Genomic DNA, 15,414 nt, shown 5'->3' on the forward strand with positions numbered 1-15,414 from the left:
TTCGATGGTACTAATCCGAAAGAGTGGGATGAACTGCCAGGATTAGCGGTTTTTCATGGGCTCGATAATTCGTTTGACAATGAGTTTCAATATTCGGCGGATGAAGGTTTGCCACTCCGGGTAAACTTTGCGAATGATTAAGGCCGGTTCGTGCGACACCTCGATAAGACCTGTTGAACAAGTCAACGCCGTATCGAGGGCTCATTCATATCGGCTCCGGCCAACCGCTCTTCGTCCGAGTCAGTACGGCCTCGCATAGCGGCATTTCATGGCATCAGCCGGTCGAGCAGCGGCGAGCTGAACAGCCGATGCGGATCGGCTTCGTTCAACTGGCGCACCGCGCTGTCCCAATCGTTGTCTGCGACCAGGCCCTGGCGTAGCGACTGCGCCACCAACTGGTCGACCACCGTCGGCTCGTCCCAGGCGGCGGCGGGGCTGTAGCCCCAGCCCTTGCTCCACTCCACCCGCAGCGAGGCGTAGTCGCCGCTGAAGTGGTCGAACAGCCAGGCCTCGAACTCGTGGTAGAAGGCATTGGCCTGCGGGGTACCGGGCAGGCTGAGGATGTCCAGCCAGATCGCCGTGTCCCACTCCGGTTGGTCGGGGCGCGGACGGATCGCCGACAGGCTGGGCACCTGGGCGCCGGGAACGATCGACTCGCCGGGCTGGTCGAGCCCGCTGACGCGAATCTCCACCGGGCCGTTCATGGGGTAGTGGCCGTTGGCGCGGTAGGCGGCGACCATCGTCTGGTACTGCAGGTAGAACTCGTTGATCACCCGCTGCACGTCGCGACGCCGGGTCAGCACCGCGTAGCCGTTGGCGGTGACGCGCAGCGTGCTGGGCTTGATGTACAGCAGCAGGTCCTTGCTCCAGCCCCACAGGTCGTAGCCCAGGGTCAGCGCCATGCCGCCCACTACCAGGTCGTACTGCAGCTTGCCGAGCAGCGGGGTGAGTTCCGGGTGGCCGGTGTTGATCGCCGCCAGCAGGTCGGACAGCGCCTTGGGAATGTTGTCGGAGAAGGGGTAGTTGAACGGGCCGTTGACCGCGCGGGCGCCGAACGGGCAGCGCGGGGTCGGCGTCCAGACCTTCAGCCAGGGCTTGTCGGTGAAGGGGAACCAGATGGCCTCGGCGCGTCCGCTTTTCTGCAGGAAGCTGTCGAAGGTCCTTCCGCCGCTGCCGGCTGCGGCGAACATCTCGCTCGCCGGGATGTTCACGTAGCTCTGGCAGCGCATGCGCTTGTTGACCCCGGCCTGGAGGGTCGCCTCGACGATGAAGGCGCGTCCGAGGTGGACGAGGAACGGCGCGCAGGCCGGATCGTCGCGGCGGAAGGTCTTCAGCACGTATTTTCCGGCGGCGCCGTCCCAGACCACCGCGGTCAGCGCCACGATGCTGTTGCTCAGGGAGCCGTAGCTCTGCCCCGGCAGGCGGCTTTCGCCCTGCGCCGGGATGCCGGTGCCGTGGCCGTCGATGGCGAGCACCCCGCCGAGGGTCAGGTCGCCCGGCGCCGGCGTGGCGACGAAGCCGAGCTTGACCCGCTCCAGTTGTTTCAGCAGGGCTTCCATGGTGACGCCGGTCTGCGCGCTGAACAGGCCGAACTCGCCCTGGGCGTCGATCCGTACGCGGGTCAGGTAACGGCTGGTTTCCACCAGCACGATGCGGCTCTCGCAGTTCTCGCCGCCTTTCAGCAGCAGCGGGGACCAGTTGTGACCCATGCCGCGCGGGCGCACCTTGAAGCCGTTCTGCCAGGCCCAGTTGACCACCGCGAGAACCTCTTCGTTGGTGCGCGGGGCGCAGCTCCAGAGGTCGTCGGCGGCGATTTCCCCCGACCAGTTGCGGAACGCCCGCCGATAAAGTTCGAGGCCGGCCGGAAAGCCTGCCGGCGCCGGACAACTGCTGGCGGCGGCTTCGGCGGGCTGGATGACGAAGGCCGGGGTCCAGCCGGCCACCAGGCCGACCGCGCCGAGCGTGGCACTCTTGCCGAGGAAGCTGCGGCGCGACAGGCCGCCGGATTCCTGGTCGGGATCGCCGACGAAGGCGTCGGCGTGCTGGATGAGGTCGTGCATGGCGGTTCTCCTGATCGGGGCGCTGGTCGCCCCTTCCCGGTTGCCGGGTCCTGGGTCGCCGCCGGGGGCGTCCGGGTCTCCGGCGACGGTGGAGGCCCGCTCCGCGACGGGAGCGGGCCGAGGTCCTGGGATCAGGTCCACTCGGTGTCGTAGTGGTAATCGATGCGGCTGGTGTCGCCGCCGAGCAGGCCGCCGACCGCGGCGACGCCCTTGAACACGCCGTAGCCGAGGGTGTCGGCCAGTTGATGGATGGGGGTCAGGCCGACGGCGTTGAACACCTTGCCGACCGAAGAGATGACCGACGTGTTGAGCAGGTCGTTGGACACCTTGACCACATCGACGATGGCATCGCCGACGAAGCTGAAGAGTCCGGCGCCCGATACCTGGTCGATTTCATCGAAGCTCAGTTCCTGAAGTGTGGCGAGTTGCATGGCGCTATTCCTTCATCAATCAAGTTTTGAGCGATAGCCGGCCCTCTCGCATAAACATCGGTTTGCGAAGATAGAGTGACTATCGGTTGCCAGCCGCTCTGGAAAAGTACTTTGCCGGCTGGTCGCTGAAAATTACTGATCTGCCGGCGAGAGTGTCAATCTGGGAAGTTGATAGGGTGAACCTGGAATATCCATGCTAGGCAAATGACGCCGATATTCTGTCAGTGGAATTGGTCGATGTTTTTTCGAATGCCGCGATAAGCATCTGGATATTGCTGATCCATTGATATTCGTGGGTACTGGGAAGCGGTTCGCTATTTTTATGAGATGATGCGCCAATCCAGAAAAGTATCGAATTATTGCTTTCGGAAAAAATTCAACTGCCTTGCTGATAGGTTTCTTCCGGTCGAGTTATTGAAGTCCATGTCCGGTCTTGCGTTGTTTTTCAAAGTAGAGAAACCGGCGTCATAAATTTGTGCGGATAACTGGCGGGCAAACTTTCCCAGGCTGCGCTTCTGTTGCGGGGAAGTGCTTCGGTTCGTGTCGAGGCGCTTTCCAGTCTTGACAGCCCGGCACAGGCGCGTAGAGTGCCGCGCATGAATCGTGCAGCCCTGACCTTCAAGCGCTATTACGCCTATCTGCTCCCTCATTGAGGCGGTAGATGCGTCGCTGCATTCCCGAACCGCCCGAGGCGGCGGTCCGGTGAACTCCCTCCCAACCTGTCTCCTCGGGCATCCACCGTGCCAAAGGAGATACCCGTGTCCGTCCCGACCCATCAGCAAGACCTGATCGCCCTGCTCGAAGAGCGTGGCTTCGTCCACCAGTGCACCGACCGCGACGGCCTCGCCGCGCACCTGGCCGCCGGTCCGGCAACCGCCTACCTGGGCTTCGACGCCACCGCCGACAGCCTGCACGTCGGCCACCTGCAGGGCCTGATGCTGATGCGCTGGCTACAGAAGGCCGGGCACCGCCCGTTGCTGCTGATCGGTGGCGCGACCACCCGGATCGGCGATCCGAGCTTCCGCGATTCGAGCCGGCCGATCCTCACCGAGGCGCAGATCCAGGCCAATATCGACGGCATCGCCCGGGTTTTCTCGCGCTACGTCGAACTGCACGACGACAGCCTGGTGAACAACGCCGAATGGCTGGACGGCGTCGGCTACCTGGAGTTCCTCGACCGGGTCGGCCGGCACTTCTCGATCAACCGCCTGCTGACCTTCGACGCCATCAGGCAGCGCCTGGACCGCGAGCATTCGCTGTCGTTCCTCGAGTTCGGCTACACCCTGCTGCAGGCCTACGATTTCGTCGAACTGTCGCGCCGGCGCGGCTGCACCCTGCAACTCGGCGGCGCCGACCAGTGGGCGAACATCATCAACGGCGTGGAGCTGTCGCGACGCCAGGGCGGCGCCCAGCTGTTCGGCCTGACCATGCCGCTGCTGGCCACCAGTGACGGGCGCAAGATGGGCAAGTCGGCGCAGGGTGCGGTATGGCTCAACGCCGAGCGCCTGGCGCCGTTCGACTTCTGGCAGTTCTGGCGCAACTGCGATGATCGCGACGTCGGTCGCTTCCTCGCCCTGTTCAGCGAACTGCCGATGGATGAGGTGCGCCGCCTGGGCGCCTTGCAGGGCGCCGAGCTGAACGAAGCGAAGGTGGTCCTGGCCAATGCCGCCACCGCCCTGGCGCACGGCGAGCACGCCGCGCGATCCGCCGCCGATGCCGCGCGCGGGGTGTTCGCCGACGGTACGCGGGACAGCGGCCTGCCGGTGATGAAGCTATCCCGCGCGCGCCTGGCGCAGGGACTGTCGCTGACCGACCTGCTGCTGGAACACGCGATCCAGCCCTCCCGCAGCGCGGTCCGCCGCCTCGCCGCCGGCGGCGGCCTGCGCCTGGACGGCACGCCGGTCAGCGATCCGGACGCGCCGCTGGCGGGCGAGGTCGACGGGCTGCGCCTGAGCCTGGGCAAGAAGCAGCATTTGCACCTGCGACTCGAGGATTGAGGTGCCTGCGGCCCCAAGGGGCCGCGCTTCACCAGAGCTTTAGCGTGTAATTGACGATGAAGCGGTTCTCGTCCAGGTCCGCACCGTAGCGGCTGCGGTAGGTGATGTTGCGCCATTTCAAGGCGACGCTCTTCAGCGGTCCGCTCTGGATCACGTAGGACAGGTCGGTGTTGCGCTCCCATTCGCTGTCGTCGGCACGGCCGGCGCCGCGGTCGATGTCGCGGCCCTGTACATAGCGGGTCATGAGGTTCAGGCCGGGCAGGCCGAGGCCGGCGAAGTCGTAGTCGTAGCGCAGTTGCCAGGATTTCTCCTGCGGTCGGGTGAAGGTCTGGTAGGCCATGAGGTTGGCCACGTAGGGCGTGGTGTAGCCGTTGAGCACCGGAAAGGCGTCGTTGCCGATCATCTTCTGGACACCGATGCCGAAGGCGTGGGCGCCGGCGCGCAGGGTGAGCATGGCGTTGAGGTTGCGATTGTCCACCGGCCCGGAGATCGCCGCGCCGTCTTCGCCGCTGTCGAAGTAGCGCAGGTCGCTGCGCAGCGACAGCCCTTCGCCCAGCGGCAGGGTGTGCAGCAGGCCGAGATAGTGCTGTCGGTAGATGTCCTTGAGCTGGCCGTAGTAATAGCTGGCGCTGAGCCGAGGGGTGAAGGCGTAGGTCGCGCCGGCGAGATTGAACTCGTCGCTGGCGTGGGCCTTGTCGCGGCCCATGATGTACATGTCGTCGCTGCCGGCCGACTCGCGAGTGCGCGACTTCCACAATTGCCCCGCGGTGAGGGTGAGACCCTCGATCTCGCTGGAGGTCAGCAGCGCGCCGTCGAAGGTCTGCGGCAACAGGCGCACGTCGTCGCGGAACGCCACCGGCAGTTGCGGCATGAGGATGCCGACCTGTAGCTGGGTCTGCGAATAGCGCAGCTTGGCGGTCAGGCCGAGGTGACTGTAGTCGTCCACCGGCTCCTTCGAATTCGCTCCGAACGGCAGCGTGCCATCGTTGCTACGCCCGCGTCCCGAGTCGAGCTTGACGCCGAGCAGCCCGGTAGCATCCAGGCCGAAGCCGAGCGGGCCGTCGGTGAAACCGGATTGCAGGCGCAGGACGAAGCCCTGCGACCAGTTGCCGGCCTGCGATTGGGGCGCATCGTGCTGGCGGTAGTCGCGCAACTGGTAGAAGTTGCGGAGGTCGAGGTGGGCGCTGCTGTCCGCGAGGAATTCCGCTTGCGCGGCGAGGGGCAGGAGGCCGAGGCCAAGCGCATAGCTGCGCCAGGCGCACGGGCGGGGGCATGCCGTGATCATCGATTCTTCCCTTGGTTGTTGTTCTTGTAGGTATGGGTGACGCCGATTGCACGGTGAGTTTTAGCATATTGTTAACTTGTTAATGAAGTGTTGGCGATCCTCCCGGAAGCTTCGCTAGCCTCTGCCCCTTTCCATGCTCATCGAGCATTGACGGTAAGGCGCTGGAGAGCGAAGCCAGCCTGGAATCTTTCGCCTTCTGCGCATTTGGTTAATCTGTTAACGTTGTCGGCCCGCGAAAGGAGCCAGGCCCGCGCGCTGCCAGGGTGAACGAGGTCGCGGCGCGAGGATTTCCCGGACGGCGAACTTGCATCCGCGTGCACGGCGGTGTCGTCTGGACCGAAAGGCGAAGAAGAGGAGGGCGAGCGTGCCTGCGAGTGCATCGAGGATTCAGGTCGGAAGCGGCGAACGACGCCTGTTGCTGCTGTTGTCGGCGCTGGTGGCGTTCGGCCCGCTGTCGATCGACATGTACCTGCCGAGCCTGCCGGCGATCGCCGCCGATCTCGGCGCCAGCGATGCCCAGGTGCAGCGGAGCATCAGCGGCTTCCTGGTCGGCTTCTGCGTCGGCATGCTGTTCTACGGCCCCTTGTCCGACCGTTTCGGCCGGCGCCCGGTGCTGCTGGCCGGTATCGCCTTGTACCTGTTCAGCAGCCTGGCCTGCGCGCTGGCCGACAGCGCGGGGCAACTGGTCCTGCTGAGGGTGCTCCAGGCCCTCGGCGGCGGCGCCGCGTCGGTGCTGGCGCGGGCCATGGTGCGCGACCTCTATCCGTTGGGCGAGGCCGCCCGGATGCTGGCATTGATGCACATGGTGACCATGCTGGCACCGCTGGCCGCGCCGCTGCTCGGCGGCTACCTGATGCTCTGGGCCGGCTGGCGCGCGTTGTTCGTGGTCCTGGCGCTGTTCGCCGGGCTCTGCCTGCTGGCGGTCTGGCGGGTCGCCGAAAGCCACCCGCCGGAGCGCCGCGGCGGCAGCCTGGCCCAGGCCTTTCTCGCCTATGGGCGGCTGCTCGGCGACCGTCGCGCGCTGGGCTACGTGCTGTGCATGGGGCTGGCGTTCGCCGGGATGTTCGCCTACATCAGCGCCGCGCCCTTCGTGTTCATCGAGCATTTCGGCGTGCGCGCGGAGCGCTTCGGCTGGTTCTTCGGACTGAACATCCTCGGCGTGATGCTCGCCACCTGGTGCAGCGCGCGCCTGGTGCGCCGCCACGGTCCGCGGCCGCTGCTGCGGGCCGGCAGCCTGCTGGGCTGCGTGTCCGGGCTGTTCCTCCTCGGCTATGCGGCGCTCGGCGAGCGGGGCGGGTTGTGGGCGCTGGTGCCCGGCCTGCTGTGCTTCGTCAGCGTCACCGGCCTGCTCGGCGCCAACTGCATCGCCAGCCTGCTGGCGTTGTATCCCGGACAGGCCGGGGCGGCTTCGGCGGTGGCGGTGTCCGGGCAGTTCGGCCTCGGCTGCCTGGCCAGCCTGGCGGTCGGCTGGCTGGCGCTGCCCGGCGTGCTGCCGATGGCGCTGGTGATGGCCGTCTGCGGCGTCGGCAGCCTGCTCGCGCTGGGCTTGGCCCTGCACGGCGGAAACCGTTGATTTCCTTCTGCATACCCGCATGCAGCCTGTGTTTTTTCCGCTACTCTTCTGCACTTTCGAAACCAGTCATCCAAGCTCGGACCCTATGTCAACGCCAAGACCCTCCCTGACCCTGACCCTGTTGCAGGCTCGCGAAGCCGCGATGAGTTTCTTCCGCCCCTCCCTCAACCAGCACGGCCTCACCGAGCAGCAGTGGCGGGTGATCCGCATCCTGCGCCAGCAGGGCGAGATGGAGAGCTACCAGTTGGCCAACCAGGCCTGCATCCTGCGCCCGAGCATGACCGGCGTGCTGGCGCGCCTGGAGCGCGACGGCATCGTCCGGCGCTGGAAGGCGCCCAAGGACCAGCGGCGGGTCTACGTGAACCTGACGGAAAAGGGCCAGCAGTGCTTCGTCTCCATGAGCGGCGACATGGAGAAGAACTACCAGCGCATCCAGGAGCGGTTCGGCGAGGAAAAGCTCGCGCAGTTGCTGGAACTGCTCAACGAGCTGAAGAAGATAAAGCCCTGAAGCGACTGGCCGGCGTCATGCCGGCCAATTCTTGTCCCAGTGCCGGCAGTCGCCCTGGCAGCGACCGGGACAGCCGCAGCCGGTGCGGCTCCTGCCGGTTTCCCGCTCGACCCGGCGGGCCACCTCCTCGTCGTCGGCGAACGGCAGCATGCTCGCCTGGTCCAGGGTCTTGGCGTGGCGCAGGCTCCAATGCACGCCGAAGAACAGCACGGCGACCGCCAGCAGCTCCAGCAGGATCTCGCTCCAGCTGAATTCCATGATGATTCTCCTCGTCGGCTGTCGAGCCTTGCCCGCAGCGTGGCGGGCGAGGCTCGGGAAGGGACGCGCTGTCGCGGCTCAGGCCATGCGGGCCGCCGCGAGGATTCCTTCCGGGCGCGCCTGGCGTACCGTGCGCCAGGTGTTGTAGCTCATCAGCAGCATGCCGGTGAGGAAGAACCCGCCACCGACCAGGCGCACGATGAAGCCCGGATGGCTGGCCACCAGCGACTCGACGAAGGAGTAGGTCAGCGTGCCGTCCTCGTTGACCGCGCGCCACATCAGGCCCTGGGTAATGCCGTTGACCCACAGCGAGGCGATGTACAGCACGGTGCCGATGGTGGCCAGCCAGAAGTGCGCATTGATCAGGCCGACGCTGTGCATCTTCTCGACCCCGTAGACCTTGGGAATCAGGTGGTAGAGCGAGCCGATGGTGATCATCGCGACCCAGCCGAGGGCGCCGGCGTGGACGTGGCCGATGGTCCAGTCGGTGTAGTGGGAGAGGGCGTTGACGGTCTTGATCGCCATCATCGGGCCTTCGAAGGTGGACATGCCGTAGAACGCCAGGGACACCACCAGGAAGCGCAGTATCGGGTCGTCGCGCAGCTTATGCCAGGCCCCGGAGAGGGTCATCATGCCGTTGATCATGCCGCCCCAGCTCGGCGCCAGGAGGATCAGCGACATCACCATGCCCAGCGACTGCGCCCAGTCCGGCAGCGCGGTGTAGTGCAGGTGGTGCGGGCCGGCCCAGATGTACAGGGTGATCAGCGCCCAGAAGTGGACGATGGACAGCCGGTAGGAGTAGACCGGGCGCCCGGCTTGCTTGGGCACGAAGTAGTACATCATGCCGAGGAAGCCGGTGGTCAGGAAGAAGCCTACGGCGTTGTGCCCGTACCACCACTGGACCATGGCATCGGTGGCGCCGGAGTACATCGAGTAGGACTTGAACCAGCTCACCGGCAGCGACATGTGGTTGACGATGTGCAGCATCGCGGTGGTCAGGATGAACGAGCCGAAGAACCAGTTGCCGACATAGATGTGCTTGACCTTGCGCTTGATCAGGGTGCCGAAGAACACCACCGCGTAGGCGACCCAGACGATCGCCAGCCAGATCGCGCCGGTGAACTCGATCTCGGCGTATTCCTTGGTGGTGGTGTTGCCCAGCGGCAGGCTGACCAGCAGGATCACCGCCACCGCCTGCCAGCCCCAGAAGGTGAAGGCGGCCAGGGTGTCGGAGAACAGTCGCACCTGGCAGGTACGCTGCACCGTGTAGTAGCTGGTGGCGAACAGCGCGCAGCCGCCGAAGGCGAAGATCACCAGGTTGGTATGCAGCGGCCGCAGGCGGCCGAAGCTGGTCCAGGGCAGGTCGAAGTTCATCTGGGGCCAGACCAGTTGCGAGGCGATCAGTACGCCCAACCCCATGCCGATCACGCCCCATACCACGGTCATGATGGCGAACTGGCGAACCACCTTGTAGTTGTAGGCAGGTTCCGTCGTTGCTTTGTTCATCTGTACAGTCCCGAAAGAAATGAACAGCCGGCGACCGCCGTCGAGGGGGGAGACGGGGCGCCGGCCGGAGCCTGCAATCTAAGGGCTGGGGCGGGGGTAAAACAGCTTCAGGTCGATATGGAATTTGGGTATCAGATGGGGCGGGGGAAGGCGGTCGTGCAGGGCGGCGGCGCATACCGGGATGGGGGACGCGAGCCGATCATGGCGGATGACCGCGCGCGGTTATCCGCCCTACGCCGGGGTGGCTTTCCGTCTGCGGGGCGTCATCCCGCCAGCGACTGGGCGATCCGCCCGAGTGTCTCCATCGCCTTCTCCTGCCGCGCGCTCCACGGGTGCCCGTAGTTGAGCCGGGCGCAATGGGCGAAGCGGCGGGTGGCGGAGAAGATCGGCCCCGGGGCGAGGCTGATGCCCTGGGCCAGGGCCAGTTGGAACAGGCGCAGCGAGTCGACCGCCTCGGGCAACTCCAGCCAGAGGAAGTAGCCGCCGCTGGGACGGCTGACCCGGGTCTGCTCGGGGAAGTAACGCGCCACCGCCGCGAGCATGGCGTTCTGCTGGGTCTCCAGGGCGTAGCGCAGCTTGCGCAGGTGGCGGTCGTAGCCGCCGTGCTGGAGATAGTCGGCGATGGCCGCCTGGGCCGGGATCGACGCCGACAGGCTGGTCATCAGCTTCAGTCGCTCGATCTGCTCGGCGTAGCGTCCGCCGGCCACCCAGCCGACCCGGTAGCCCGGCGCCAGGCTCTTGGAGAAGGAACTGCAGTGCATCACCAGGCCTTCCTGGTCGTAGGCCTTGACCGGTTTCGGCGCCTGCTGGCCAAAGTACAGCTCGGCGTAGACGTCATCCTCGATCATCGGCACCTGGTGGCGCGCCAGCAGCTCGGCGAGGGCGCGTTTCTTCTCGTCGTCCATGCTCGCGCCCATCGGGTTCTGGAAGTTGCTCATGAACCAGCAGGCCTTGATCGGCAGGCGCTCCAGGCTGTCGGCGAGCACTTCCAGGTCGATGCCTTCGCGCGGATGCACGGGGATTTCCACCGCCTTCAGCTTCAACCGTTCCAGCACCTGCAGGGTGGCGTAGAACGCCGGCGCCTCGATGGCCACCAGGTCGCCGGGACGGGTGACCACCTGCAGGCAGAGGTTGAGTGCCTCCAGCGCGCCGTTGCTGATGACCAGTTCTTCCACCGGCAGCAGCAGGCCGCCGACCATGTAGCGCAGGGCGATCTGCCGGCGCAGGCCATGGTTGCCCGGCGTCATGTCGGCGACCACCGATTGCGGGTCCATGTCGCGCACCGCGTGGGCCATCGAGCGCGCCAGGCGCGGCAGGGGAAACAGTTGCGGACTGGGGAACGCCGAGCCGAAGGGTACGGTGTCCGGGTCCTTGATCGAACTGAGTACGGAGAACACCAGCTCGCTGACGTCGACCTCGGTGGCGTCGGCCTGGCGCGGGCTGATCTCCGGTTCCGGCAGCGGCCGCTGCACGTGCTGGCAGACGAAGTAGCCGGAGCGTGCGCGGGCCATGATCAGCCCACGGCTTTCCAGCAGGTAGTAGGCCTGGAACACGGTGGAAGCGCTGACCCCGTAGGTACGGCTGGCGTGCCGTACCGAGGGCACCTTCTGCCCGGGGGCGAGGACGCCGGTGCGGATCAGCTCGGCAATCTCGTCGGCGAATTTCTCGTAGCGCTTCATCTTGTCCTGGCCGCTGTCCTGGCTGGCCGTGGGCACGGCCGCTGGCGCCCACTCTATGCGCGCCGGGACCGTGTTGTCATGCCTCATCGCGGCCTCCTCAGCGCGCCGGCGAAACGAAGGTGCTGGTGCTGCCGACCGCCAGGCTCGGGTCGTCGATGCCGCGCAGGCTGAACGCCAGCGGTTGCGAGCCGGCCCTGGCGCGTTCGGCGGTAGAGGCCACCGACACCGGGAAGTCGAGGATCTCGCCGGGCTTCAGGCTCAGGGTGTGCTCGCCCTGCAGGCGGAACTCCGGCGCGTCGTCGAGTTGCAGGCGATAGCGCTGCGGCTGCTGGGTCTTGTTGATGACCTTGAGGGTGTAGATGTTCTCGATCTGCCCGGCGGCGTTCTCGCGGAACAGCCCACGGTCGCGGGTCACGTCCAGCGAGGCCAGCGGGCGGGCATCAAGGGCGACGACGAAGGCGCCGATCATCGCCAGCATCACCGCCGCGTAGCCGACCAGGCGTGGACGCAGGAAGCGGGTCTGGCCACCTTCCAGGGCGCGTTCCGAGGTGTAGCGCACCAGGCCGCGTTCATAGCCCATCTTGTCCATGATCGAGTCGCAGGCGTCGACGCAGGCGGCGCAGCCGATGCAGGCGATCTGCAGGCCGTCGCGGATGTCGATGCCGGTGGGGCAGACCTGCACGCACTGCTGGCAGTCGATGCAGTCGCCGAGCCCCTGGGCGCGCGGATCGCTGCCTTTCTTGCGGGCGCCGCGGGACTCGCCGCGGGCGGCATCGTAGGACACGATCAGGGTGTCCTTGTCGAACATCACGCTCTGGAAGCGCGAGTAGGGGCACATGTGGATGCACACCTGCTCGCGCAGCCAGCCGGCGTTGACATAGGTGGCGGCGGTGAAGAACAGCACCCAGAACAGGCTTTCCAGGTCCAGCTGGAAGCTGAACAGGTCGGCCACCAGCGGCCGCACCGGAGTGAAGTAGCCGATGAAGGTGATCGCCGTGACCAGGCTCACACCCAGCCACAGCGCGTGCTTGGCCGTTTTGCGCAAGAGCTTGGCGGCGCTCGCCGGACCCTGGTCGAGCTTGATCCGCGCATTGCGGTCGCCCTCGGTGACCTTCTCGCACCACATGAACACCCAGGTCCACACGCTCTGCGGGCAGGTATAGCCGCACCAGACGCGGCCGGCGAACACGGTGATGAAGAACAGGCCGAAGGCGGCGATGATCAGCAGCGCCGAGAGCAGGATGAAGTCCTGCGGCCAGAAGGTCGCGCCGAAAATGTAGAACTTGCGTTCGGGCAGGTCCCAGAGCACCGCCTGGCGGCCGTTCCAGTTCAGCCACAGGGTGCCGAAGAACAGCAGGAACAGCAGGCCGCCGCCGAGGCGGCGGAAGTTGCGGAACAGACCGGTGAAGCTGCGGGTGTAGATCGGGCCGTTCACCGCCGACGGCAGCTTGCCGGGCGCGGGCGGCTGTTTCGACGGAGCGGCCGGTGCGGCGGGCTCGACCTGGATCGCGGGAATTCTTTCGCTCATTTTTCGTAGGCCCATCAGGCTGGAGAGGCGGTTGCGACTATAGGAACCGGCTGATGGGCGAAACAGCGGCAGATCGAGCGGGAAAAACCGTATCAGATGCTTCCGGAAAGCAGCGGCCCAGCATTGCCGCGGGTTGCCGGGCGACCTCGGGCAGTACAGATATGCGCCCCGTGGCAACCGGTCGCAGGCGGCACGAATTCGCCGCCGTCGGCCATCTGATGTGTTTTTTTCGGCGGAATCTGCCGCTGTTTCGCTGTCTGTACGCGGGCGATAGTGGGTGCCAGTGAACACCGGCCCATCCTGTCGCCAGAAACAGGGGCGCAGCCGGTCCCCGGTTTCTTCGCCACGCACCCTGCCCGTCATCGGTGGAGAAACCCTGTCGATGAGGGCTTTGCGATGTACCAGTACGACGAATACGACCAGGCGCTGGTGAGCGAGCGGGTGGCGCAGTTCCGCGACCAGATCGCCCGCCGCCTCGACGGCGAACTGAGCGAGGAGGAGTTCCTCCCGCTGCGCCTGCAGAACGGCCTGTACCTGCAGAAGCACGCCTACATGCTGCGCGTGGCGATTCCCTACGGCACCCTCTCGTCGCCGCAACTGCGCGCCTTGGCGCACGTCGCCCGGCACTACGACCGCGGCTACGGGCACTTCACCACGCGGCAGAACATCCAGTTCAACTGGATCGAACTGGAGCAGGTCGGCGATATCCTCGAACACCTCGCCGGCGCGCAGATGCATGCGATCCAGACCTCCGGCAACTGCGTGCGCAACATCACCACCGAAGCCTTCGCCGGGGTCGCCGCGGACGAATGGACCGACCCCCGGCCGCTGGCCGAGATCCTGCGCCAGTGGTCGACGGTGAACCCGGAGTTCCTGTTCCTCCCGCGCAAGTTCAAGATCGCCCTCAGTTCGGCGGTGGAAGACCGCGCCGCGGTGCAGATGCACGACATCGGCCTGTACCTTTACCGCCACCCCGACGCCGGCGAGTTGCGCCTGCGGGTCCTGGTCGGCGGCGGCCTGGGACGCACGCCGATGCTCGGCCAGGTGATCCGCGACGACCTGCCCTGGCAGCACCTGTTGTCTTACGTCGAGGCGATCCTGCGGGTCTACAACCGCTACGGCCGGCGCGACAACAAGTACAAGGCGCGGATCAAGATCCTGGTCAAGGCGCTGGGCATCGAGGCTTTCGCCCGCGAGGTGGAGGAAGAGTGGCAGCACCTGCGCGACGGCCCGGCGCAACTGACTGCCGAGGAGTGCCAGCGGGTCGCCGAGCGCTTCGTATTGCCGCGCTACCTGCCGCCGGCCGACGGCGAGCTGGCCTACGGCAGCGCCCGTGCGGCCGATCCGGCCTTCGCCCGCTGGGCCTCGCGCAACGTCCAGGCGCACAAGGTGCCGGGCTACGCCTCGGTGGTGCTGTCGACCAAGCCCGGCGCCAGCGCGCCGCCGGGCGACGTCACCGCGGAGCAGATGGAACGCGTCGCCGACTGGGCCGAGCGCTACGGTTTCGGCGAGATCCGTGTGGCCCACGAACAGAACCTGGTGCTCCCCGACGTGCGCCTGGAGAACCTCCACGCGCTGTGGCGCGAGGCTTGCGCAGCCGGCCTCGGCACGCCTAACCAAGGCCTGCTCAGCGACATCATCGCCTGTCCCGGCGGCGACTACTGCGCGCTGGCCAACGCCAAGTCGATCCCCATCGCCCAGGGTATCCAGCAGCGCTTCGAGGACCTCGACCACCTGCACGACATCGGCGAGCTTAGCCTGAACATCTCCGGCTGCATGAACGCCTGCGGCCACCACCACATCGGCAACATCGGCATCCTCGGCGTCGACAAGAACGGCAGCGAGTGGTACCAGGTCACCCTCGGCGGCGCCCAGGGCAGGGACAGCGCGCTGGGCAAGGTGATCGGGCCATCGTTCAGCGCTGCCGAGGTGCCGGCGGTGATCGAACGGATCGTCGAAACCTTCACCGACCTGCGGGTCGGCCCGGAACGTTTCATCGACACCTTCAACCGGGTCGGCCTGGAGCCGTTCAAGGCCCGGGTCTACGCCAGGATGGAGGAACCGGCATGAACAACCTGATCCGTTTGCGCGATGGCGTCGCCGAGGTCTGCCGCGACGATCCCTGGCAACTCCTGCGCGAGTTGCCCGACGCGCTGCCGCCGGGGCCGTTGCTGCTGCCTCTGGCGGCCTGGCTGGAGCGCCGCGGCGAGGCCGGAGCCGCCGCGCCCTGGCTGGCGCCGGACGATGAGGTGGAGGCCTTGCTGCCGCACTTCGCCGAGCTGCCGCTGATCGCCGTCGACTTCCCCAGCTTCCGCGACGGTCGTGGCTACAGCCTGGCCTACCTGCTGCGCGTGCGCCTGGGGTGGAGCGGCGAGTTGCGCGCAGTGGGCGACGTGTTGCGCGACCAGCTCAGCCATATGCGCCAGTGCGGCTTCGATGCCTTCGCGGTGCGCGAGGACAAGAACGTCGAGGATGCGCTCAAGGGGCTGGCGGGCTTGAGCGTGCTCTACGGCCGCTCGGCGATCGAGCCGCGACCGTTGTTCCGCCGACGCTAGGCATACGCCCCCGGACCGACGCCGATACCTGCCG

Annotated in this window: 12 protein-coding genes; 5 read left to right on the forward strand and 7 right to left on the reverse strand. The window is 66.5% G+C overall.

All coding sequences use genetic code 11. From position 1 onward, the window contains the following. Window positions 1-266: 266 nt before the first annotated feature. Together ACI766_RS04030 and ACI766_RS04035 are read right to left on the reverse strand one after the other, a co-directional pair. Window positions 267-2,060, reverse strand: a complete 1,794-nt coding sequence (locus tag ACI766_RS04030) for a cholesterol oxidase substrate-binding domain-containing protein (RefSeq protein WP_003454247.1) — start codon at window positions 2,058-2,060, stop codon at window positions 267-269. A gap of 131 nt (window positions 2,061-2,191) precedes the next feature. Further along, entirely contained in the window at window positions 2,192-2,491 is a 300-nt protein-coding gene (locus ACI766_RS04035) for a hypothetical protein (protein WP_003093477.1), read from the reverse strand. 758 nt (window positions 2,492-3,249) lie between these two features. Here ACI766_RS04035 and tyrS point away from each other — a divergent pair. Then, complete coding sequence (gene tyrS / locus ACI766_RS04040) at window positions 3,250-4,488, forward strand: tyrosine--tRNA ligase (protein WP_003105684.1); 1,239 nt, start codon at window positions 3,250-3,252, stop codon at window positions 4,486-4,488. 28 nt (window positions 4,489-4,516) lie between these two features. Here tyrS and ACI766_RS04045 read toward each other — a convergent pair whose 3' ends face one another. Continuing rightward, window positions 4,517-5,773 carry an OprD family porin gene (locus ACI766_RS04045; protein WP_003118192.1) on the reverse strand — a complete coding sequence of 419 codons (1,257 nt, stop codon included), beginning with the start codon at window positions 5,771-5,773 and terminating at the stop codon, window positions 4,517-4,519. 364 nt (window positions 5,774-6,137) lie between these two features. Between ACI766_RS04045 and ACI766_RS04050 the strand changes: the two genes are divergently transcribed. Together ACI766_RS04050 and hpaR are read left to right on the forward strand one after the other, a co-directional pair. Next, window positions 6,138-7,346: a Bcr/CflA family multidrug efflux MFS transporter gene (locus ACI766_RS04050; protein ID WP_010793444.1), complete on the forward strand. Its 1,209-nt coding sequence runs from the start codon at window positions 6,138-6,140 to the stop codon at window positions 7,344-7,346. Between the two features lie 85 nt (window positions 7,347-7,431). Next, entirely contained in the window at window positions 7,432-7,854 is a 423-nt protein-coding gene (hpaR, locus tag ACI766_RS04055) for a homoprotocatechuate degradation operon regulator HpaR (RefSeq protein ID WP_003093470.1), read from the forward strand. A 15-nt stretch (window positions 7,855-7,869) separates the two neighbouring features. Here the strand turns inward: hpaR and ACI766_RS04060 are convergent, their stop codons facing one another. From ACI766_RS04060 to ccoG, 4 genes are all read right to left on the reverse strand, one after another. Further along, on the reverse strand, window positions 7,870-8,112 hold the full coding sequence (locus tag ACI766_RS04060; protein ID WP_003093468.1) for a hypothetical protein: 243 nt from the start codon (window positions 8,110-8,112) through the stop codon (window positions 7,870-7,872). Window positions 8,113-8,190: 78 nt separating this feature from the next. Beyond that, window positions 8,191-9,618 carry a cytochrome-c oxidase, cbb3-type subunit I gene (gene ccoN, locus ACI766_RS04065; protein ID WP_003093467.1) on the reverse strand — a complete coding sequence of 476 codons (1,428 nt, stop codon included), beginning with the start codon at window positions 9,616-9,618 and terminating at the stop codon, window positions 8,191-8,193. Window positions 9,619-9,881: 263 nt separating this feature from the next. Next, window positions 9,882-11,297 carry a GntR family transcriptional regulator MpaR gene (gene mapR / locus ACI766_RS04070; RefSeq protein ID WP_003101248.1) on the reverse strand — a complete coding sequence of 472 codons (1,416 nt, stop codon included), beginning with the start codon at window positions 11,295-11,297 and terminating at the stop codon, window positions 9,882-9,884. Window positions 11,298-11,394: 97 nt separating this feature from the next. Further along, window positions 11,395-13,116 carry a cytochrome c oxidase accessory protein CcoG gene (gene ccoG, locus ACI766_RS04075; protein ID WP_074235047.1) on the reverse strand — a complete coding sequence of 574 codons (1,722 nt, stop codon included), beginning with the start codon at window positions 13,114-13,116 and terminating at the stop codon, window positions 11,395-11,397. Between the two features lie 105 nt (window positions 13,117-13,221). On the opposite strand from ccoG, the gene ACI766_RS04080 reads away from it, so the two are divergent. Both ACI766_RS04080 and ACI766_RS04085 read left to right on the forward strand, forming a co-directional pair. Next, window positions 13,222-14,895, forward strand: coding sequence for a nitrite/sulfite reductase (locus tag ACI766_RS04080; protein ID WP_019371445.1), 1,674 nt, complete (start codon window positions 13,222-13,224; stop codon window positions 14,893-14,895). Continuing rightward, window positions 14,892-15,380, forward strand: coding sequence for a DUF934 domain-containing protein (locus ACI766_RS04085; RefSeq protein WP_003093457.1), 489 nt, complete (start codon window positions 14,892-14,894; stop codon window positions 15,378-15,380). Before ACI766_RS04080 ends, ACI766_RS04085 begins: the two co-directional genes overlap by 4 nt. The last annotated feature ends 34 nt before the right edge of the window (window positions 15,381-15,414 follow it).

It is taken from the genome of Pseudomonas sp. DL (assembly GCF_047199225.1).
Lineage (GTDB): Bacteria > Pseudomonadota > Gammaproteobacteria > Pseudomonadales > Pseudomonadaceae > Pseudomonas > Pseudomonas aeruginosa.

What these genes read in the sequence shown, in the direction of transcription:
- ACI766_RS04030 (WP_003454247.1), bottom strand. Translation starts at nt 2,060, where the DNA reads ATGCACGACCTCATCCAGCACGCCGACGCCTTCGTCGGCGATCCCGAC.
- ACI766_RS04035 (WP_003093477.1), bottom strand. Translation starts at nt 2,491, where the DNA reads ATGCAACTCGCCACACTTCAGGAACTGAGCTTCGATGAAATCGACCAG.
- ACI766_RS04045 (WP_003118192.1), bottom strand. Translation starts at nt 5,773, where the DNA reads ATGATCACGGCATGCCCCCGCCCGTGCGCCTGGCGCAGCTATGCGCTT.
- hpaR (WP_003093470.1), top strand. Translation starts at nt 7,432, where the DNA reads ATGTCAACGCCAAGACCCTCCCTGACCCTGACCCTGTTGCAGGCTCGC.
- ACI766_RS04060 (WP_003093468.1), bottom strand. Translation starts at nt 8,112, where the DNA reads ATGGAATTCAGCTGGAGCGAGATCCTGCTGGAGCTGCTGGCGGTCGCC.
- ccoN (WP_003093467.1), bottom strand. Translation starts at nt 9,618, where the DNA reads ATGAACAAAGCAACGACGGAACCTGCCTACAACTACAAGGTGGTTCGC.
- mapR (WP_003101248.1), bottom strand. Translation starts at nt 11,297, where the DNA reads ATGAAGCGCTACGAGAAATTCGCCGACGAGATTGCCGAGCTGATCCGC.
- ACI766_RS04080 (WP_019371445.1), top strand. Translation starts at nt 13,222, where the DNA reads ATGTACCAGTACGACGAATACGACCAGGCGCTGGTGAGCGAGCGGGTG.
- ACI766_RS04085 (WP_003093457.1), top strand. Translation starts at nt 14,892, where the DNA reads ATGAACAACCTGATCCGTTTGCGCGATGGCGTCGCCGAGGTCTGCCGC.